Genomic DNA, 23,000 nt, shown 5'->3' with positions numbered 1-23,000 from the left:
AGAATCATTAAGGATATGATTACAAAGAGGAAATTAGGATGAGAAAAAAAGATTATTCACTTTTAATTGCCGCTTTCATTGGGCTAAGCAGTGGTTGGGCTGTGTTGAATCAGGATGTTTTCGCGACGGAAGAGGAGCCCGTTTCAATGCCAAGTATAGAAGAGGGGGCTTCCGACTTGGCTACTGAAAACGAAACGGCGGATGAAATCACTACAGAGGATGATTTTAGCGACGGAGAAATTGATCAAACGGTACCAAACGAAGAGGAAGGAAAGGAACTGGATCAAGGTCAGGACGATTCGATTGATTTGGATATAACGGATTCCAATCAAAATCATGAATTCGAAAAAAAAGAAGAAATCGTGCCGGTAGAGAAAATCGAAGAGACTCCAGTTGTCCAGAAGACGGAAACCGTGGCGATGCAAGCGGCTCCAAAAAAAGCAGTCGCGCCAGCTCCGGCGGCTTTGAAAGCGGCCTCTCTAAACGGTTGGAACAACAACAAGTATTATGTGAACAATGTCATGGCGATTGGAGAAACAAAAATCGGAAACGACCTCCATTTATTTGATAACGATGGAAATCCTTTGAATGGATTTATTCAATATGGAGAGAAAACGTATTATTGCGAGTCTTTGGGAAAAGTAAAAACCGGAACTTTCCAAGTGGGAAACCAGAAGTTTACCGCATCCTCCACGGGGGAGATCATAAAATCCGATTTTGACAAGATCCCGTATTATAACCAGTACGACGCGCGCTGGAAAAATATCGTTATTGGTTCAAGCACGCTTGGAAACGCGGGTTGCGCGGTCATGACCGCCACGACAATCGTCAATTATTTCAATCAAACGAATTACTCTCCGGTGGATATGGGAAAACAGTTGTACCAGGCCGGTTATTTCAATAATGGAATGATAGGTTCCACCAACGATATGTGGCAATGGGTAGCCAATAAATACAATTTGACTTGGAAGGGAAATCTGGACGCCAATGGAATCAAAGAGTCGTTGCTTGGCGGAAATATCGTGGCGGTTCGTGTGAAGCAAAGCCGCTGGTGCACGCCGGACAGCAGCCATCAAATTTATCTTACAGGATATCAGGATGGAAAAGTCCGGGTTTACGATCCATACAATACGGATCAAATGGGATATTTTACTTTGCAGGAAGTCATGAACGCGCAATCGCCATACGATGAGGATACGCGGGCCGGCGGACCGTTTGTCGCGTTAGGAAAGAAAATCATTCAAACAATCGAAAGCTCGTTTAACCGCTATGGAACGGTCGTGATTGGCGACCAGGCCTATACAGGAAAACAAATTACGGCGAAACCGGTCGTTGGATTGTATCAAAATGGCGCGTATATCGAGCTGAAGGAAGGAAAGGATTACACGGTTTCTTTCAAAAACAACGTCAACGCCGGACAGGCGAGTGTCACCGTGACCGGAAAAGGTTTGTATAAGGGCGCGATTTCAAAAGGCTTTTATATCGTCAACAACACGATCGCCAACGCGACGTATACCTTAGCTTCCAAAGGAAATGGATCGCTTGTTTTGGATATTCCTTCCGCATCGAAGTCGACGGGAGCAGCGCTTCAGATTTATACGAGCAATGGCACAATGGCCCAGCAATTTCAAATTGAAAAACAAGCGAATGGATATTATACGATTCGAAATAAAAATTCCGGTTTGTATTTAACATCCTCTTCGGATTGGCGAAAGATACACAATGGATTGGGTGTCACACAGCAGAACTTTAAAAATGATAAATCCAGCTTGTGGATGATTCGCTCCACAGCGAATGGATATGTGATTTCTTCCGCCTGGGATTCGAACTATGTCCTGGATGTGCAAAGCGCGGTGTTTAAAAACGGTTCCAAAATTCAACTGTACGCTGGCAACGGAACGAAAGCGCAAGCTTGGAATTTAAACAATTTGGATCAAAAAGCCCAATCCATCAACGATCTTGCGGCGGCAAATGTAAAAACGATTGCGGATGGTTTTTACACGATTGCCTCCCGAATCAATGGAAATAAAGTCGTCGATGTGGCGGGCGCAAGCGGCGCGAATGGCGCGAACGTGCAAATCTATACGAAAAACGGTACGCAGGCGCAGATTTTCCAAGTGTCGCACGTCAATAACTTTTTAAAGATCACAAATGTCGCTTCCGGAAAAGTTCTAGATGTCAATGCCGGAATCGGGAAAAGCGGAACCAATGTCCAGCAATACGCATGGAATGGAAGCAAAGCGCAATTGTGGATCGCCATCAGCACGACGGATGGAATCAAGCTTGTTTCGGCGCTTGATCAAAATCTCGTACTGGATTTAAATGCCGCGGCAACCTATGATGGCAACAACATTGGCATTTACGCAAGCAACAATACGAAAGCGCAGCGATGGACATTTCAGAAAGCGGAAGATCCACGCGCGACGTTGAATTCCATGGCGGCGAAAAGTAAAAGTTTAGTCGCTGCCGGAGTATATGAAATTCATTCCATGGTTAATGGAAATTATAACCTGGATGTGACAGGAGCGAATAAAAGCAATGGCGCGAATGTGCAGCTTTACTCTGATAACGACACCAACGCGCAACGTTGGAAAGTCTCATTCGACGCGCAAGGGTACGCGCAAATCCAAAATATCAATTCTGGCAAGTATTTGAGCGTGGCGAACGCCAAGGCGCAAAGTGGTGAAAATATCATTCAGTCGAGCGGAACGTCGTATGCGCAAAAGTGGGTTTTCCAGCAATTAAACGGAGCGATTCAAATCGTTTCGGCGATGCATAAAGATTACGTGTTGGATCTTTCCGGCGCGCACTCGGTCAATGGACGAAATATCCAGCTTTACGCGAACAATGGTTCGAAAGCTCAGCAATGGAAATTTGTGAAAGTATAGGAGGAAGGAAAACCTATGAATAATAAGAAAAAAACAATTCGGAAACTCGCGGTTGTCAGTGGATTTGGGATTGGGATGATAACGGTGGCTGGCTCCGCAATCTACGCATGCGAGGAGGAGACAGATCCAGTTCTTGTATCGGATGCTTCTGTTGAAATCGCAAGCGAAAAGATGGCAGGCGATCCAGGCGACAAGGTGCCAGATCAGAGCGAGAAGGAAACGCCGGCTGAAACTGTTTCGTCTTTGGAAGACCAAAGTGCTGAACCATCGAACGAGTCGCCGGATCCTGAACAAGAAACGGAAGATTTCAGGGTTGATGAATCCATTTTATGGGAAGTGCCTGAAAATAACGATTCAGAAAACTCAACGGTCGACTTAAAGACTGGAGCGATGGGTGGTCCGATTCTTGAAAATGGAAATTATCAGATTTTCAGTTCATTGAATCCGGATAAAAGCATAGATGTAGCCGGGGGAGCGAAGTACAACGGCGGAAATGTGCAAATTTACGATAACAACGAGTCAAACGCGCAAATTTGGAAACTCGAATACAATAACGCCGATGGATTTTACTCCATTCAAAATATCGGATCTGGAAAGTATTTGGATGTCACGGGGGCGAAGGTGGCCAATGGATCAAATATTCAGCAGTATACCGGGAATGGCACGAAAGCTCAAAAATGGCAACTCGTGCAAACCAATGCGGGATACAAGATCGTATCCGCTTTGAATAACGCGTATGTGATCGATTTAGCGGGCGCCAACACCAGCAATGGCGCGAACATTCAACTTTATCAAAACAACAACACGAAAGCGCAAAGCTGGGTATTCTGGAAAGTCATTGATCAAATCGCATATCTTGATCAGTTGGCTTCGCAAAATAAAAACGTTTTAAAAGATGGTTCTTATACGATTCGAAATGTTGGTACCGGAAAGTACATGAATGTCAATCAAAGCTCATCGGGCGCCAATGTCAATCTTGTATCCAGCGCGAATCAGGATTCTCAAAAATGGCAAGTTCAACATGACGGAAAAGGATACGTTACTTTGATCAACCTTTCTTCAGGAAAAGTATTGGATGTGACGGGCGCTTCGTCGACGAATGGCACAAATGTCCAGCAATACGCGGGAAATGGAACGCGTGCGCAAAAGTGGGTTGCTGTTAAAAATGGCGAGGCGTATCATTTGGTTTCGGCGCTTACTTCGCGTGTCCGTTTGAACGCGAATGGATCGAACGTGGATATTGAGCTGAATAAAGGGACGAACGCGGTGCAGGCGTGGATCTTTGCGTCAACTTTATCGACCAGGGACACGGTAAACCAGGTCGCAGCCAGCAATAAAGGTTCGATTTCGGATGGCTTTTATGAAATCCAATCCGGAATCAATTCAAAATTTGTGCTCGATGTCGCGGCCGCTGTCACCGAGGTGGGAACGAATGTTCAATTGTATTCCGCGAATGGGACAAATGCCCAAAAATACAAAATCGTAACAGACGGGCTAGGGTATTCCACAATCATGAATGTTCACTCTAAAAAATATTTAGGTGTCGCGAGTGGAGCGAGAAATGGTTCGAACTTGCAGTTGAGCGATCATTTGGCGGACCAGTGGAACGAAAAGTGGATTTTTGGCAAGAATAGCGACGGAACATATAGAATTATGTCGGCTTTGAATACCGCGTTTGTGATTGATGTATTGAGTGGCATTGGAGCCAACGGGCAAAATGTGCAAATTTATCAGTCCAATGGAACGAACGCGCAAAAATTCAAGCTGGTGAAACAAAATATGACCGATCAATCCACTCAATTTTCAAATTCCAATTTGGCATATAAGTGGGTTCCCGCTCACACGAACAATTATACGGTAGGAAGAGAGGGCTGCTTGATCACGAACATAACGATTCACCATATGGATGGAAGAGCGACAGCGGAATCGTGCGGCGGTGTATTCCAAAATCCAAACCGAGAGACTTCGGCGCATTACGGAATTGGTTATAACGGGGAAATCTGTCAATATGTCGCGGAAAAGGATACGGCCTGGGCGAACGCGAACTGGGAAAGCAATAAACATTCGGTAACGATTGAAAACTCGGACTGGACTTTGGCGCCGGAATACAAGATTACCGATGCGACTTTAAATTCATTGATTCGACTGGTCGCCGACATTGCGTCAAGAAATCATCTAGGCAAGCTGATTTACGGGCAGAATATCAACGTCCATGGGGATGTGGCCGCTACAAGTTGCCCGGGACCATATATCCGTCAAAAGCTTTCACAAATTATTGCTTCATCAAATAAACTGAATGGATTCTTTTAAAAAGGGAAAGCAAGAAAGGAAAATATGAACAAGAAACACCAAATCATTTTATCGGCTTTAATGCTTGGGATTGGCTCAGGCTGGGCCGCATTAAATCAAAATATCTTTGCGAATGAGGATAATGTCGTTCCGGAAGTGATTGAAAACGAAGAGTCGGGAAATGCGATTCAGGAGAATGGGGAGTCGACTCCAGCGGCTGAATCGGAAGAAGAGATGCTTTCCGCAAAAAAAGAATCGGAAGAGGAAATAGATTCTTCGTTGAGTCAAAGCGATTTCCAAGTCAATCAAGGAAACGAGGAAGATAAGAAAAAAGAAAATTTCCAAACGATTCAGGATAACGAAGAAAACGAAAATGAACAAGAAGATCAAAAAGATCTGGATTCTTCTGTAAAATTAGAGGAAACGCAGGAGAAAGGTTTTGATACGCTGGAAACTGTAAAAGAAGAAGCCGCGCCAATGAAGATGACCCTGTCCAGACAAAACGCGCCAAAAGCGAATTTAAATGGCTGGGTGGGCAATAAATATTACGTGAATAATGAGATTTCTAAAGGGGAAGTACTCATTGGAGGAGATACCCATTTATTCAACAACGACGGCAATCCACTGACTGGATTCATGTACTATAATAACCGCTATATTTACTGTGACAGCCAGGGAAAGGTTTTAAAAGGAACACATCAGGTTGGAAATATGAGTTTTACGGCCGATCAGACTGGTAATATTTACGCGACTTCACTCAATAACGTTCCTTACTACAATCAAACAGATGGTCGGTGGGGAAATTTGACTTACAATGGAAAATCTATGAGTTCGACGGGTTGCGTTGTCATGACCGCGACAGCAATCGTGAATTATTTTACGGGAAGTTCCTATTCTCCGGTGGATATGGGAAATATTCTTTACGCGGCAGGTTATTACAATCCGGGTGGCGTGGATGGAACCGTGTCGTCAGCCTGGCGATATATCGCAAATCGCTTTGGATTGACATACCAAAATAATTTGACAAGATCCGAGGCGGAAAAAGCGTTAAAAGAAGGGAAAATCGTCGCGAGCGCTGTGGGGTATAGTCGCTGGTGCCCATATGTAGGCATTACTCATGAAATTTATTTGACAGGGTACAATCAAGGCAACACACAGGTTTATGATCCGCTCCACTCTTACCAAAGCGGACAGGCCTCGCTTTCCTCGGTGTTCTCGGTTTTGTCCGGCGCGTGGGAAGACATCCAGGATGGCGGTCCGGTTTTTGCGCTTGGACGTGGAACGATCCCGACATTGAACACGAATTTTTCCAGCAATGGAACCATCGTGATTGGAGATCAGGCATATACCGGAAAGGCAATCACCACGAAACCGATTGTGGGGTTTTATCAAAATGGCCGCTATATTCAGTTGAGCGAAGGAAAAGACTATTTCTTGTCATATGCCAACAATGTCAATCCTGGGCAGGCGACGGTCACGGTCACTGGAAAAGGAATGTATAAAGGCGTGATTAAAAAAGCTTTCCATATTGTGAATCAAGCGATTTCTGATTCTACGTACACTATTAAATCGGCGGGGAACCAAAATCTAGTGCTGGATATAAACGCGGCAAGCAAAAATCCGGGTGTGACGGTTCAGTTGTATGGAAACAATGGAACGGCCGCGCAGCAATATAAGATCCAAAAACATTCGAATGGATATTACACGATTCAAAATGTCAATTCCGGGTTGTACCTGACTACAGCTTCGGATTGGAGGAGTGTTCATGACGGACTGGCGGTGACGCAGCAAAAATTAAGAAACGATTTGTCTTCTTACTGGATGCTTCGTTCAACGGCGAACGGATATGTGATTTCAACAGCTTGGGACAGCAAGTTTGTTTTGGATGTGCCGGCGGCTTCTTTTAGAAATGGAAACAAATTGCAGCTTTATACTGGAAACGGATCCAAAGCCCAATTATGGCGCTTAGAAGACTTAATCGCACCATTGAAAGAACTAGATGCGTTGGCCAGCAAAAACAAGGATGTGCTCAAAGATGGTCATTACAGAATTTCCACAGGTTTAAATAAAAACAAAGTCATAGACATCGCGGGCGCGGGAACAAGCAACGGAACCAATGTTCAAATCTATACCAACAACGATTCCAATGCGCAAATTTTTAAATTATCCCATGTGAATGGCGGTTATTTAAAAATTGAAAATATCAATTCGAGTAAAGTGCTAGATGTAGCCGGGGCCCGGAAAGCCAACGGAACGAATGTTTCGCAATATGGATGGAATGGAACAAGAGCGCAAATGTGGATTGCGGTGCAAATGGGAAATGGAATCAAGCTCGTTTCCGCGTTGGATAAAAACTTTGTGCTCGATTTGTCTGGTGCAGGCACGAGGGACATGACGAATATCCAGCTATACCAGTCGAACAATACTTTGGCACAAAGGTGGGTTTTCGAGCAAGTAGAAGATCCAAGAAACAAGTTAAATAAGTTGGCTTTTGAAAATAAAGACAGCCTCCAAAACGGAACATACGAAATTCATTCAAGTAAGGATCCATCTTATAATGTGGATGTCACAGCAGGCTCTAAATCCAAAGGGGCCAACGTTCAACTGTATGCGGACAATAATACAAATGCGCAACGATGGATCGTTGAACATGATCAAAACCACTATGTGAGCATTCGCAACGCAGGATCTAATTTATATTTAGGAATCATGGGAAATCAGGCGGTAAGTGGAATGAATGTGGCGCAGACGAGTCAAAGCGGTTACGCGACAAAATGGATCGTTCAGAAAGCGGGAAATGGAGTCAAGATCATTTCCGCTTTGAATCAGTCTCTTGTCCTGGATTTGAATGCGGGATATACCGTAAATAATCAAAATATTCAGATTTACCAAGATAATGGCTCCCTCGCTCAACGCTGGAATTTTATTAAAATTTAAAATCGAAATATCCTGGAAATATATGCCTATGGCATTGCTCCGGGATATTTTTTCATAGTATACTGATAGCACGAGGGTTTAAGAGAGAGATAGGAGAGCGTAAATGGTGAAAAAAAACAAGTTAAGAAATATTGCCGCCCTGAGTGGTGTAGGGATTGGTCTGGCCGTAACAGGGCAGGCCATTCTTGCGGAAGAATGCGAAAGTGAATCCATCCCCAATTCAATCGAAACTTCCCCTATGAATGAATTGGAAATGACAGAGGCGGTGTATGTGGATGAATCAAAAGAAGATTCCGCTGTTCCGGAAGTGAAAACCGTCGCGGAGGAATTACCGGTAAACGAGCTGGTCGAAGAAAAAGAAAGAGCAGAAGAAGCGGAATTGGAAGAACAGGAGCCTGTCTCGAATGTAAGCGGGATCTCTTTTGGCGCAGCCGGCGGGGAAAATGCGGCGATTTCTTCCGGCGTTTATACGATTTCATCCGCTGTTTCGACCGGTCAAGTATTGGATGTGAATGCCGGGGCAACCTATAACGGAGCCAATGTGCAAATTTATGAAAACAACGATTCGGGCGCGCAAATCTGGCGGGTCGATGTGGGTTCGGATGGCTATTATACGTTTACAAACATCCAATCCAACAAGGTGCTTGATGTAAACGCCGGTCAAGCTTTCAATGGCAACAATGTGCAACAATACGATTCGAACAATACAAAAGCGCAGAAATGGATCATTAAGAAGATGGATGTAGGGTATATGATCGCGTCAGCCCTAAATGGTTCGTATGTTTTGGATTTGGCAGGCGCCAATCCTCAAAATGGATCCAACATCCAGATTTATCAATCCAACAATACAAACGCTCAACGCTGGTTTTTTAATAAATACATCACAAAAGAGCAAACGATGGATGCGATGGCGGCGCTTAACAAAAACTTAGTCGCAAATGGACAGTATTATATTGTCAATTCGCAAACCGGTAAAGTTTTAAGTGTAGAGGGTCAATCGGTCAATAATCTAGCGAACGTTGATCTTGAAAAAAACTACCAGGCTTCTTCGCAAGTATGGGAAGTGAGCCATGACAGCAAAGGCTATGTCACATTTAAAAATATAGGATCGGGAAAAGTTCTCGATTTGGAGGCGGCGAATACGACGATTGGTTCCAATCTTCAACAATACGCGTCCAATGGAACGCGCGCTCAAAAATGGGTCATCCGGAAAAATGGTAGCAATTACGAAATCATTTCGGCGCTGGATCCGGAAAGATCTATAACCCAGTCGGACAACAACGTGCAAATCGGAAAGCTTCACGCGACCCAGATGGCGGAAAAATGGATCTTGAAGAAAGCGGAGGATTTGCGTACGCGCCTGGATGCGATTGCGAAGAAAAATTTAAATGTGATTGAGGATGGGGCATATGTGATTCGCTCAGCCTTGAATGAGAATATGGTTCTCGATATAGCGGGAGGATCCACGGCGAACAACGCTAATATCCAACTGTATGAATATAACCGGAGCAAGGCGCAGCAATTTGTGATCGTCAACGACGCAAAAGGCTATGTGACAATCAAAAATGTCGGTTCCGGGAAATTCATGGCAGTCGATGGAAAAGGATGGAATGCCGATAATGTGCTTCAAAGCGCGCAATCCAACGCCTGGAATCAAAAATGGATCATTATGCGGACAAACAACACATACCGCATCGTATCCGCTTTAAACGATTCGTTTGTTCTGGATATCACAGCCGCGTTGGCTGTCAATGGAAGTAATATTCAAATTTATGAGTCGAATGGAAGCAAAGCGCAGCAGTTTACATTCAGCTCGCTGCATAATGATGATTCCTTATGGATCAGTTCCAACAATTATTTGACGGTTTCCCAAATGGAAAACAACGCCGAGCTGGTTTGGAATTTCTTTAAAAGCTATGGCTGGACTCGAAACGCTGTTGCCGCTCTTTTAGGAAACATGCAAGGCGAATCCAACATCAACCCGGGATTATGGGAAAGCCGTCAGGAAGGAAACTTGAATTGTGGATTTGGTTTGGTTCAGTGGACCCCGGCGACGAATGTAATCAACTGGCTGGAAGGAAATGGATACGCCATCAACAGCGGATTTGGACAATGTGCCAGAATCATTTATGAATTGGAAAACCATATTCAATATTATGCGACGAACGCGTTTAATTTAAGTTTTTACGAATTTGCCCATTCTACTCAGACCCCGGAATATTTGGCAAAGGCTTTTATCTATAATTATGAGCGACCTTATAATTATGATCAGCCGCAACGGGAAGTGTATGCCCGTTATTGGTATAATCATCTAATGAAATTATAAAATGTGTAAAAAGCAAGAGTCGGGATTGTAAGATGCCGATTCTCTTTTTTTTTCTTGTATATTTTCTTTTTTGTCGATAAACTCAATACAGCGAGGAGGGGTTTTCGTGTGGATCGCACTGATTATTGCGATATATTTACTATTTATTGTTCTTAATATTTTAAGTTACGCTCAATACTATTTGTCAACGAAATTGAGCGTAGGGGGATTTGCTCAAATTTTATATACCATGCAAAACAGTATGTCTGGTTCTGAAAATACGGTTTTGGATGCGGTGAAAGGCTTTTTCGAACACAACTGGCTGCTGCTTCTTTTAGGCACTCTGGTATTCGGGGGAATGATTTGGCTGTATCTTATGGATAAAAAAGGGAAAATTCAAACAAAGATCGAGCCAATGAAATTTACGAAAATTTTAAAAAGGGTATTGATTGGACTCGCATGTTTTACATTGCTTTTTGATGTGTTTTTAGGTGTAAAAATTTATGATTCTTTGGGCATTAAAGAGTATAACGAAAGTTTAAATAAGGAAAGCGATTTGTATGATAAATACTATGCGGACGCCCGCAAAACGAACATTGAATTTCCTGAAAAAAAGAGAAATCTGATTTACATTATTTGCGAGTCGATGGAATCCACGTATACAGACAAGAAAAATGGTGGTGGATTCCAGCAAAACTTGATTCCTGAACTGACAGCGCTCGCACAGGAAAATACTGATTTTACAAGCCAAGAAGATAGTCAGTTAAATGGCGGGTATACGCCTGGCAATACGACGTGGACGATTGCCGGAATCGCGGCCCAGTCGATGGGTGTTCCATTGAATATTGGCAACAATGATTACAATCGAAATTTTGAAGAGCAATCCAAATTTCTTCCTTCAGTAAAGGGACTAGGTGACATTTTAGAAGAAGAAGGCTATCAAAACTACTTTATGTGCGGATCCGATGGCGCGTTTGCGGGAAGAAAAAATTATTATCAGCAGCATGGTGATTATAAAGTTTTGGATTATTATAGCGCGATTGACGACGGGATCATCGACAAAGACTACTATGTCTGGTGGGGCTATGAAGACAATTACTTATTCAAGTATGCTGAAAAAGAACTGAGCACTTTGGCAAAGCAGTCCGAGCCGTTCAATTTTACCATGTTGACGGTGGATACGCATTTCCAAAACGGCTATAAATGCAAAGATTGTCCAGATACTTTCGACGAGCAGTATGAAAACGTAATTAATTGTTCGGACCGAAAAATTGCTGAATTTGTCAAATGGTGCCAAAAACAGGATTTTTACAAGGACACGACAATCGTGATTTCGGGAGATCATTTAAGTATGGATGGACTCGTTCCCGAATCCATTGACAAAGATTACCCGCGAAGGACATATTTTACTGTAATCAATGGTCCTGAATATTCCTTAAACAAAACAAGAGCGTATTCGACCATGGATATTTTTCCAACGATATTAGAGGCTCTGGGAGCAAAGATTGATGGCCATCGCTTAGGGCTTGGCACATCGCTCTATTCCGACATTCCAACTTTGATTGAAATTTTGGGATATGAGGAGCTGGATCAGCAAATGAGCTATAAATCCAAATTTTATGAGGATGTAATTCTAAGTGGAGATGAAGGAAAAATCCCGACCCCGACAGATGAAAAGGAAGAATCGGATTTCAAGGAAAATACACAACCCGTACAGGCTCCGACTGCGCAACAATATCAGGCGAATAAAGAGAGTTTTTCCAATACCGATTATATTTGGATTCCTTCGTATTCCGAGCCGGCAACGACTCCGGGAACCGGAGGAGAAATGACCGATCCGGGAACCGGAGGAGAAACGACCGATCCGGGAACCGGAGGAGGAACGACCGAACCAGGAACCGGAGGAGGAACGACCGAACCAGGAACCGGAGGGGGAACGACTGATCCGGGAACTGGAGGAGAAACGACCGAACCAGGAACCGGAGGAGAAACGACCGATCCGGGAACCGGAGGAGGAACGACCGACCCGGGAACTGGAGGAGGAACGATTGAACCGGGAACCGGAGGGGGAACGACTGAACCAGGAACCGGAGGAGGAACGATTGATCCAGGAACTGGAGGAGGAACGATTGATCCGGGAGCGCCCGATTCCCAGTGATTTTCATTTGAAGGCAGGTTAAAAGCGACCTGCCTTTTCATAATTTTTACGTGAGAAGATAAAACCTGACGAGTATTTATAAAAAATTCGCAATTTCGATTTGTTTTCGCTATAATTTCAAATTGGTAGGAAATATGAAAGAAATATTAAAAAATAAAAAAACACAAAAAATATTGAAAGTTCTCCGTTGGGTTTTATTTATACTTGTCAATCTTTTGATTTGTTTAGGGGTGTTTATCGGGCTAGGGTTTTTTGAAGCCTGCAAGTGGGTTCCTGAAAAATTCGGAAATATTCCATTCGAGCAAATTTTATTCACTGTAAATACTTCGGTTGACGGGGCCGGGGAAGGGGTAATGAACGAGTTCTGGGAAGCCTGCATTCAACAGCCGCTTCTTTGCGCGTTGTCGCTAGCGGTCTTTTTAGGTTGCCTTAACGCGCTCATGTTTTATTTTAAAAAGAATATTTTGCGTCGGATTTGTACGTTTATTTTCCTTTTATGCTCATTGGCGATTATGTGGGATGGCTTTGATTCATTCGCAAAGCAAATTGGCTTTTATGAGTATATGGATGGTTATTTAAATCCGTCAACACTTTATGAAGATGAATATGTAGATCCGGCGCAGTTAACGTATGTCTTCCCGGAGAAAAAAAGAAATTTGATTTATATTTATCTTGAATCTATGGAAACGAGCTATGGCGATATGCAACATGGTGGAGCCTTCCAAGAAAGTTTAATTCCAGAATTGTCAAAGCTTGCTACGAATAAAAACACTTTTACAAGTGGAAATGGCTATACGATCATTCCATCCAATGGCTGGACGGCAGCCTCTTTGATCGCTTCAACATCAGGGGCTAATTTAAAGACGCCAGTTGCTCAGGACAATACAGCCATTGAATTTCAGTTTATGGATGGCGCGTATACATTAGGTGAGATTTTAGAAAAGGAAGGTTATAACCAAATCTTTTTGATGGGATCGGATGCAGGCTTTGCCCAACGGGATTTGTTTTTTACGCAGCATGGAAATTACGAAATTCACGATTATTATTATGAGAAAGAACAAGGGAAATTTCCTGAAGACTATAGAGTTTGGTGGGGATACGAGGATAAAAAGCTGTTCGAATACGCCAAGGAGGATCTTCTGGAACTGGCTTCTCAAAATGAACCTTTTAATTTTACAATGTTGACGTGTGATACTCATTTTACCGGAGGGTATTTATGTAAAGACTGTCCTAAAGAGTATCCGGATCAGTACTCGAATGTGATTCGTTGTTCTTCAAAACAAATTGGTGATTTTGTGAAATGGATTAAAAAACAAGACTTCTACGACAACACCACTATCGTAATTGCCGGGGATCATTTGACAATGGATGATAGTTGGGCCAATGAACACATAGGGAATGATTACGAACGCAAAGGATACTATACGCTTATCAACTCGCCAGCAAAAAAACAAAGCGAGGAAGATCGGACATTGACCGCCTTTGACTTCTATCCAACGACATTGACCGCTTTAGGGGTGCAATACGAAGGGGACCGGGTCGGGCTGGGAACCGATTTGTACAGTACCACGCCGACGTTGGCAGAGAAAATGGGGCCGGACAAATTGGAAGAAGAGCTAAAACGGTTTTCGATCTACTATCAAGACCATATTCAAAAAGCGGATTAACGAAACGACTCGATATGTAGGAATGTACACATCGAGTTTTATTTTATACATTCCGAAGGAAGTTGATATAGTATAGAAGAAAAACAGGAGAATGAAATTCATGGAACGAAACTTTTTCAAAAAATGTTCGATGATCGCTTTGGCATTGCTATGTGTCCTATGCGGATGTCAAAACACAACGAAACGATCCGACTCGCAAACAAAACAATCAGCAGTCGAAAAAAAATCCGATCCGGTACAAAAAGAAAAGGGAATTTCGTGCTTATCCACGACGAACAACCGCGTGGTCGACGAATCCGGCAATCCGTACGTGATCAAAGGGATATCGACGCACGGGCTTGCCTGGTTCCCGGAAATCGTGAATGAAAAAAGCTTTTCAAATTTTAAAAACGATTTTGGTTTAAACACAGTCCGGCTCGCGATGTACACAGCCGAATCCGGAGGGTATTGCACCGATGGCTATCCACAAAAGCTGGAAAGCCTCATTGATCGAGGAATCAAGCTCTGCCAATCGCTCAACCTGTATTGCGTTGTCGACTGGCACATTTTATCCGATCAAAATCCGCTGGAGCATCTTGATTCGGCGAAAGGATTTTTTGAAAAGATGGCCAGACAATACGGCAAACTCCCGAATGTGATTTTTGAAATATGCAACGAGCCCAATGGTTCAACAACGTGGCAGGAAGTCAGTGAATACGCCAATGAAATCATTCCTGTCATCCGCAAGTATTCCGATACTCTTATTCTGGTTGGAACTCCTAACTGGTCCCAGGATATTGAGCAGGCTGCCCAATCGCCGCTGTCTTTTAAAAATGTGGCCTATACGCTTCATTTTTACGCCGCCACGCATAAAGACGACTTGCGCGCCAAGTACGAGCAAGTCGTAAACGAGATTCCAATCGTGGTCAGCGAGTTTGGAATTTGCGATGCCAGCGGCAACGGCGCAATCGACGAGGAAAGCGGGAACACCTGGATCCGGTTGTTGAACAAGTACGATACCGGTCGTATTTTATGGAACGCGTCCAACAAAGACGAATCGTCGTCCATATTGAAACCGGGTACAAACCTAGATGATTGGACTACCGCTGATTTAACGCCCTCCGGACAATGGCTTCTTGCCCAAAACAAGGCGGCTACACCTGTTAAAAAAATTTCACCGATCCAATCGACTTCCACGCAAGGAAAAGCGACTCTATCTTTTCAGTCGAGCAATACGTGGACTGAAAAAAATAAACCCGTTGTCCAGCTTGAGGGAACCCTTGACAACGCCTCTCCGGACGCCATCACGTCCTGGACATTCACAGTCCAATTTCCTGAAGCGGTCCAAGTCAGCGACCATTAGAACTGCGATATCCAAAGAATGGATGATCAAACGATCCAAATCACGAATCTCGACTACAATGGAAAAGTCGACGCGGGACAATCCATTTCCGATATTGGTCTGATCGTGCAAAGCGATCAATCGATCCAAGTCGACCAAATCCAGGTGAAATAATTTTTTTTAAAGCGACGTCAGGCTGATTCGGCCACGTCGCTTTTTGATTTCAAAAATAAGTTCAGAAATCTTGAACGCCTATGGTAAAATAAACCTATGGAAAACTACCTCGACACACTCAACCCCCAGCAATACGAAGCCGTCACGAGCACCGAAGGCTGCATCCGCGTCATCGCCGGCGCCGGTTCCGGAAAAACCCGGGCGCTCTCGCACCGGTTCGCCTATCTCGTCAATGAAATCGGCATTATGCCCGGCAACATCCTCTGCGTGACCTTCACCAACAAATCCGCCAACGAAATGCGCCAACGCATTCACAACTTAACCGGCGACAACGACACCGGCTTCATTTCGACGTTCCACGGCTTTTGCAACACCATCCTGCTCGAAGAATCGTACGCTGTGTCCTATCCAAAAAACTTCATCGTGCTCGACAACGCCGATATCGACGAAATGCTACGCATGATATACGAAGAACGAAATCTCACCCTGCGCCACATGACATTTTCCAAAGCGCGGGATATGATCGAAATCGTGAAATTGAAAGAAAGACCAGAGTATTACCTCGACTTGATCCATATGAACGTCGAGCAGCTCAAAGAAAAGTATTTACGCGCCCATACCCCGAAAGATATCATCTTTTACGGCTATTTGTACCAGCAAAAGAAATGCTTTGGCCTCGACTACAACGACTTGATCCTGCTCACTTTGTACATTTTCGAAAACCACGAAGACATCAAACGAAAGTGGCAGGAAAAACTCGAATACATCATGATCGACGAGTTCCAGGACATTGACGATCTGCAATACCGGCTCATGAAAGTTTTAGCTGGATTCCACCAAAACTTGTTCATCGTCGGCGATCCCGACCAGACCATTTACACATGGAGGGGAGCCCGCATCCAATATTTGATGGATTTTGATCGGGAGTTTCCCAACGTCAAAACGATCATGATGCCGCAAAATTATCGCTCGACACCCGAAATACTCAATGCCGCCAATTCCTTGATCGCAAAAAACGAGCAACGAATCCGCAAAGAACTCGTACCTGTATGTCCGCATGGACTAGCCGTGCAAGTCCACGAAGCCAAAACGGAAAAAGAGGAGGCCCGGTGGATCCTGCAAACGATTCAAAGCCTGCATCAGGAAGGAATCGAGTACCGCGACATCGCCATTTTATACCGCGCTCACTACATCACCCGATCCATTGAAGACGAGTTTTTAAAGGAAGAGCTTCCATACACGATTTATTCCGGGGTGCAGTTTTACGCCCGCATGGAAATCAAAGACGCGCTTTCCTATTTGCGGATGATCGTGTACAAAGACGATCTTTCCTTTCTGCGCGTCGTGAATACGCCCAAACGGAACATCGGCGAACGACGAATGAAATTTTTAAAAAACTACGCCGAACAAAACCATGTCAGTCTGTACGAAGCGCTCAAACTTTGCGTAGACGACGACCTTTTCAAAGCCACCAAAGGAAAGGCGTTCATCGCGTTGATCGAACGATTTTCCAAAGAATATCCAGGTCAGCCCGTCAGTGAAGTGCTCACCAGCCTGCTGGATCAAAGCGGCTATGAAACGATGCTGCGAACAGAAGGAAGCCAGGAGCGGCTCGACAATCTCGCCGAACTCAAGCAATCCATTTTGGATTATGAAATCAGCTGCGGGGAAGAGGCGGATTTGGAACACTACTTAGCCCACATCGCCTTGTTTACGAACGCCGATTTGGAAATGAAACAAAACTCGGTCAAACTAATGACCGTCCACACCGCCAAAGGGCTGGAGTTCGAGCATGTCTTTTTAATAGGAATGAACGAAGGCATGTTTCCAACGAAAAAAGTCAACAGTCTCGAGTCGATGGAAGAGGAAAGGCGGCTGGCCTTCGTAGCCATGACAAGAGCGAAAAAAAGCCTTTTTCTCACCGAATCCAATGGAAGGAATTTTGACGGGTCGCCCAAATACCCAAGCCGCTTTATTCTCGACATAGATCCCCGGTATTTGACGTTTACGCCCCCGATGTCCGAAACGCTTATCGAAGACGCCCGGCAGTACATCGAGATCCACGAACGGTTTTTACGATTCAAAATCGACCAGCCCGCATGGAAAGCCGGGGACCGCGTCGAACATGCCGTATTCGGTCCGGGAACGATTGTCGACACCGATCCGTTGAACAACGTCCACACCATTCGTTTTGACAAGCTGAACACGGAACGAAAAATCTCGTACCGGGCCAAACTCAAAAAAATAGAAGCGCAATAAACGATCCGAGGCGACTCGGATTTTTTCGCGTTTCCGATCCAAAAACTGGCCAAATAAAAAACCGCCGCTAAGGCGACAGTTTTCTTGGGTTAGTCTGTTTCGTCCGCTTTTTCCGTTAAGTCAGGCCGGGTGACCAGATATTCCGGAGAGTTGGTTTTATAATAGTCAAATAAATCTTGATCGTGCACTTCGAAATCGTATTTCGTTAAATAATAAACGAGACAGCCTTTGGAAAGGGAGGAATCCGAACCGAGCGTGTCCGCGATTCGTTCCACGTTCTCATCGTAGTCGTTTGAATCCAAAACCGCCACGAAGAACGTTGGATTCTCGTCATCCGACGAGTAAACCTCTTCCATCACGCCTGGATTTTTCGCGGTCGCCAGCGCGTTGATCAACCGCGTCGGCAGCGCCGTGTCGTTGGTCGTGACCAAAGCCTCGTCCCCTTTGTAGGACGTCGTTTCCGCCGCGTACTGTTGCGCGACTTCCTGCGGTGTTTTGCCGTCTTTCAAAGCTTGTAGCGCTTTGTTGGCCGCGTCTTCGTTTTCGCATTGGACGATTTGAGCGTAACTTGGTTTGTATTGCGCCTCGATCGTGTCTTGATCGTCGACAAAGTACTTGTCCATCAGAGCCTGCGCCTGCACAGATGGCAGGAGCACTTTTTCAATATACTCGTCCTTGCTGGCGTATCCTAGATTTTTCAGCTGCGTCTCGGTGTCCGGGTTGGCTTTGGCGATTTCATCGTATTGTTTTTCCGCTTCTTTTTTCAGCTCGTCGCTGGCTGGCACTTCTTTGCTGTAGATGATCTCCTGCGCCTGCTGAATCACAAGCGCCGGACCATTGCTGCGCTTGATCATCGTGTATTCGTCGCCCTTCGTGTACGTCGTGTCGCCAATCGTCATCAGCTTTTCGCCTGCGTCCTGAATCGAAGTCGTATGAACCGAGCAGCCGGCCAGCAGCAAGGAGCCCAGTACGAGCATAGGAATCTTTTTATTCATTCGTCGTTCCTCCTTTCAGCTGGTTCATATAGTTGTCCAGCTTCGTTTGAACGGCTTTGTCCTCAAAGTGGATATCCAGATCTTTCGCCGCGTTTTCAAGCACGGTGACCTCCAGACCTGGCGTGGCGTTCAGCACGGCGTACAAGAAGGAATCCTGCACCGCGCTGTCTTTGGATTGATGAATCGTATCCAGATCCGTCGTGTCGACGTGCACTTTGTACAGCGAAGTGATTCCCGTCGACTGGTTTTGCACTTCGATCCAGTCGCTCGTCTCGCCTTCGTTGATTTCTAGCGCTTTCGCAATCAAATTGGCATCCAGACCTGTCGAGCTGGCGTTGCTTGAAGAATCCAAATATCCAAACAAACCTTCTTTCGCCGCCGTTTCCGCTTCATCCGAGAAAGCCGTGGCCGCATCGGCGAACGTTCCGGTTTCAATGGCGTTGTCGATATTGTCGCGCTTCTTTGTTTCCGCTTCCGTCAAATTGGATGGATCCGCCACTTCCAGCTGGATCAGGCTGACGATCCGGGACTTCGCGTCCTTCATCGAATCCTTCAGCGTATCGAAATGGGCGTCCACATAGTCCTTGTTCAACGCTTTTTGCTCCACCGTCATCAGGCAGTAGTCGTACAGCTTGTCGTAGCTGTCAAAACCATACGAGGCGAGTTCCGCTTCGATCGCGTCCCGATACACGTCGCTGTTTTGTGAGGAAACGCGGGAACGGATGGTGTTTTCGAGTTTCTTCGCTTCCTCTTCCATTTCTTTCGTCGTTTTTACGCTCTGTTTGACCACCGCGTTGCGATACATATTATATAATAGATCGCCATCGAACGGTGTGTAGTCGTCATACAGCGCATCCGCCGTGATATCCGTGTCGGCCAGGGTCGCAAGCACATCTTTGCCCTCACTCGTTTTCGCGGATACGTTATCTTTATTGGAATCAAAAATAAAATATCCGACAAAAGCGATGATAATCACTGCGATCAGAATGACAAACCAGTTGTCTTTGATCAAGTCTGACATATAGACCTCCTTGTTAAAATTTCCCTACAATTATATGAGATTTTCCCGTAAAAAGCAATCTGCTCACCAAATCGTAAGCATTGAGATTTACCGTAAAGTTTGCTATGATTGAAGCTATGAAAAGAGGTATCGATATGCCGAAATTAGTAATTAAAAACCTACACGTCAAAGTGGAAGAGAAAGAAATATTAAAAGGCGTCGATTTGGAAATTGATGCCAACGAACGACACGCTCTGATGGGGCCGAACGGCAACGGAAAAAGCACGCTGCTGGCCGCGATCATGGGCAATCCGAAATTTACCGTGACGGAAGGCACGGTCACATACGATGGCAAGGATGTCCTTGCGATGCCGGTTGACGAACGAAGCCGGCTTGGTATCTTTTTGGGGATGCAGTATCCAAGCGAAGTCCCGGGCGTGACCAACTCGGACTTTCTGCGCACCGCGATGAACGCGCGCAGTGAAAAGCCAATCTCCCTGTTCAAATTTATCAAGGAAATGGACCGCGCGATCAAAGAGCTTCATATGAAGCCGGATCTGGCGCACCGCTTCCTCAACGACGGCTTCTCCGGCGGAGAGAAAAAGCGCAACGAAATCGTGCAGATGATGCTGCTCAAGCCAACGCTCGCCATGCTCGATGAAATCGACTCGGGTCTTGACGTCGATGCGCTGCGCATCGTGGCCGACGCGATCGACCAGTGCCAGAAAGAAACCGACATGGGCATGATCATTGTTTCCCACTACGCCCGGTTCCTGGACTACTTGAAGCCTACGCACGCGCATGTGCTGGTCGACGGCCGAATCGTCGTATCCGGCGGAACGGAACTCATCGACCGCATCGACCGCGAAGGGTACGACTGGATCGAGCAGGAATACCACGTCAAAGCGCATCATGAAAAAGAAAAAGAAAGACCGATCTCGTTGGGAAGCTGCGGCGCCAAAAGGAGCCGGTAAATATGATGGAACGGATTTACGAAGACGTCTTCCAGGACCGGCTTGAAATCAAAGAGGATTTCAAAATCGTCGTTTCGCCGCGCTCGAAAGGCGAGTCGATGGTCGACGTCGTAGAAGGCGGGACGCTTCGATTTGAACTGGATGTGATGGAAAGCTCGACTTTAAAGCTTTTTATCCGCAACCTGGCGAAAGCGCCGCTCCATATCGACATGCGCGGCTTGATTCACGCCAACGCGCACGTCGAGTTCTCCTTTCTCGATTTGGAAGAGCAGGAAGTGACGTTCGACGAGCATGTCCGCCTTTTTCAGGAAGGCGCCTCGATCGACAACACCACCTCCCAGCTCGTCCGTGACGGAATGAAAAAAGGCAACATCGAAATTCGCCACGAGGCGGCCTACACAAGCGGCCACATGCACAATTTCGCCGTCTTGTTCGACCACGCAAAATACGAAATGGTCGCCAATGGCAATATCGAAAAAAAAGCCAAGGAGTCCGCGTCCCATCAGGAAACCCGGGTGCTGACTTTGGGCAAAGACCATGCAGCCAAAGTCATTCCGCTGCTTCTCATTGATGAAAACGAAGTCAAAGCCTCGCACGCACTCACGATCGGCGAGCCCGACGAAGCACAGCTGTACTACTTGCAGTCGCGCGGCCTCAGCAAAGAAATGGCGCTCGGCTTGTTGAGCGTTGGCTATTTCATGCCGACGATTCGCAAGATCGAAGACGAAACGCTGCGCGAGCAAGTCCGCGAGGACATGGAAAGAAAGGTGGGCGTCTATGGACATCAAGGATAAAATTTACGAAATCCGGGAAGATTTCCCGATTTTAAAGCGAAAGATGTGCGATCATCCGCTTGTGTATTTGGATAACAGCGCGACGACTCTTAAACCGAAGTCGATGATTGACACAGTCGTGAACTACTATACATATTTAGGCGCCAACGCCCATCGCGGGGATTACGAAATGAGCGCCCAGGTCGATTTTGCTTACGAAAACGCTCGAAAACTCACGAAAGAATTCATTCACGCCCGCCGCGATGAGGAAATCGTTTTTACATCCGGCACGACGGAAAGCCTCAATATTTTAGCGATGACGATTACGAACACCTGGCTTCATGAAAACGACGTCGTGTTGTCGACCGTCGCGGAGCACGCGTCCAGCGTGCTGCCTTGGCTCGAAGCCGGAAAATCGAAAAACATCAAAGTCGAATACATTCCGCTGGACGAGCAGGGAAGAGTGACTGTGGACAACTTCAAAAAAGCGCTCCACGACAAGGTGAAAGTCGTGGCGCTCGCGCAAGTGTCCAACGTTCTGGGATACGAGGCGCCCATCAAGGACATTGTTCGAATCGCCCACGAGCACGGGGTGAAAGTCGTCGTGGACGGCGCCCAATCCATCGCGCATTTGCCAGTCGATGTGCAAGATCTCGATGTCGACTTTTTCTGCTTCTCGGCCCACAAAATGTGCGGCCCGACAGGCATTGGCGTGCTCTATGGAAAATTCGACTTGCTCGAAGAGCTGACGCCGGTTTTCTTTGGCGGGGAATCGAACGCCCGCTTCAACAAATGCGGAAAAGTGTCGTTGAAAAAGACGCCGCTCAAATACGAGAGCGGAACGCAGCCAATCGAGGGGGCGCTGGGCATGGCGGCCGCCATGAAATACATCAACGAGCTCGGCAAGGAAAACATTCACCGCTACGAGCTGGCGCTCAAACATCATTTTTTGGAAAAAATCAAAGATGTGGAAAAAGTGAAAGTCTACAACGCCGAAGCGGAAAGCGGAATCATCACATTCAACGTGTACGATCAGGGAAAGCTTATTTTTCCGCAAGACGTGGCCAGCTTTTTGAACACGCGCGGCATCGCGGTGCGCAGTGGCGAGCATTGCGCCAAGCTATTGGGCGAAGTGCTCAAAGTGCCGGGAACCTGCCGGGCGAGCGTCTATTTTTACAACACATTCGAGGACATCGACAAACTGGTCGAAGCCTTGAAGGATGCCTCCTTCGAGACGTGTCTTGATATATTCTTTTAATT

Annotated in this window: 14 protein-coding genes; 12 read left to right on the top strand and 2 right to left on the bottom strand. The window is 45.7% G+C overall.

From position 1 onward, the window contains the following. The first annotated feature begins 146 nt into the window (after nt 1-146). From E5336_RS01900 to E5336_RS01865, 9 genes are all read left to right on the top strand, one after another. Nucleotides 147-2,888 carry an RICIN domain-containing protein gene (locus E5336_RS01900; protein ID WP_168353513.1) on the top strand — a complete coding sequence of 914 codons (2,742 nt, stop codon included), beginning with the start codon at nt 147-149 and terminating at the stop codon, nt 2,886-2,888. 15 nt (nt 2,889-2,903) lie between these two features. Then, a complete protein-coding gene (locus tag E5336_RS01895; protein WP_135979405.1) occupies nt 2,904-5,198 on the top strand; it encodes an RICIN domain-containing protein in 2,295 nt (764 codons plus the stop codon). Between the two features lie 24 nt (nt 5,199-5,222). Further along, complete coding sequence (locus E5336_RS01890) at nt 5,223-8,114, top strand: RICIN domain-containing protein (protein WP_135979404.1); 2,892 nt, start codon at nt 5,223-5,225, stop codon at nt 8,112-8,114. 103 nt (nt 8,115-8,217) lie between these two features. Beyond that, nucleotides 8,218-10,440 carry a phage tail tip lysozyme gene (locus E5336_RS01885; protein WP_135979403.1) on the top strand — a complete coding sequence of 741 codons (2,223 nt, stop codon included), beginning with the start codon at nt 8,218-8,220 and terminating at the stop codon, nt 10,438-10,440. Nucleotides 10,441-10,546: 106 nt separating this feature from the next. Next, entirely contained in the window at nt 10,547-12,577 is a 2,031-nt protein-coding gene (locus tag E5336_RS01880; protein ID WP_135979402.1) for an LTA synthase family protein, read from the top strand. Nucleotides 12,578-12,711: 134 nt separating this feature from the next. Then, nucleotides 12,712-14,244, top strand: coding sequence for an LTA synthase family protein (locus E5336_RS01875; RefSeq protein WP_135979401.1), 1,533 nt, complete (start codon nt 12,712-12,714; stop codon nt 14,242-14,244). 100 nt (nt 14,245-14,344) lie between these two features. Continuing rightward, entirely contained in the window at nt 14,345-15,586 is a 1,242-nt protein-coding gene (locus tag E5336_RS01870; protein ID WP_168353512.1) for a glycoside hydrolase family 5 protein, read from the top strand. An 18-nt stretch (nt 15,587-15,604) separates the two neighbouring features. After that, nucleotides 15,605-15,739 carry a hypothetical protein gene (locus E5336_RS12530; RefSeq protein ID WP_277820736.1) on the top strand — a complete coding sequence of 45 codons (135 nt, stop codon included), beginning with the start codon at nt 15,605-15,607 and terminating at the stop codon, nt 15,737-15,739. Nucleotides 15,740-15,835: 96 nt separating this feature from the next. Then, nucleotides 15,836-17,998, top strand: a complete 2,163-nt coding sequence (locus E5336_RS01865; protein ID WP_135979399.1) for an ATP-dependent helicase — start codon at nt 15,836-15,838, stop codon at nt 17,996-17,998. Nucleotides 17,999-18,087: 89 nt separating this feature from the next. On the opposite strand, the gene E5336_RS01860 is transcribed toward E5336_RS01865, so the two are convergent. Further along, a complete protein-coding gene (locus tag E5336_RS01860) occupies nt 18,088-18,993 on the bottom strand; it encodes a hypothetical protein (RefSeq protein ID WP_135979398.1) in 906 nt (301 codons plus the stop codon). Beyond that, nucleotides 18,986-20,014 carry a peptidylprolyl isomerase gene (locus E5336_RS01855; RefSeq protein WP_135979397.1) on the bottom strand — a complete coding sequence of 343 codons (1,029 nt, stop codon included), beginning with the start codon at nt 20,012-20,014 and terminating at the stop codon, nt 18,986-18,988. Before E5336_RS01855 ends, E5336_RS01860 begins: the two co-directional genes overlap by 8 nt. Nucleotides 20,015-20,148: 134 nt before the next feature. Here E5336_RS01855 and sufC point away from each other — a divergent pair, with 134 nt between their 5' ends. From sufC to E5336_RS01840, 3 genes are read left to right on the top strand one after another with little or no spacing between them, the layout of a single operon-like run. Continuing rightward, entirely contained in the window at nt 20,149-20,967 is an 819-nt protein-coding gene (sufC, locus tag E5336_RS01850; RefSeq protein ID WP_135979396.1) for a Fe-S cluster assembly ATPase SufC, read from the top strand. A gap of 2 nt (nt 20,968-20,969) precedes the next feature. Beyond that, nucleotides 20,970-21,761 (top strand): SufD family Fe-S cluster assembly protein, encoded by a 792-nt coding sequence (locus E5336_RS01845; RefSeq protein WP_135979395.1) that lies wholly within the window; start codon nt 20,970-20,972, stop codon nt 21,759-21,761. After that, complete coding sequence (locus tag E5336_RS01840; RefSeq protein ID WP_135979394.1) at nt 21,745-22,998, top strand: aminotransferase class V-fold PLP-dependent enzyme; 1,254 nt, start codon at nt 21,745-21,747, stop codon at nt 22,996-22,998. Before E5336_RS01845 ends, E5336_RS01840 begins: the two co-directional genes overlap by 17 nt. Nucleotides 22,999-23,000: the final 2 nt, after the last annotated feature.

This window comes from Dubosiella muris, assembly GCF_004793885.1.
GTDB lineage: Bacteria > Bacillota_I > Bacilli_A > Erysipelotrichales > Erysipelotrichaceae > Dubosiella > Dubosiella muris.
Note: the sequence above shows the minus strand (reverse complement) of the source record. Positions and strands in the feature narration are given on the sequence as shown.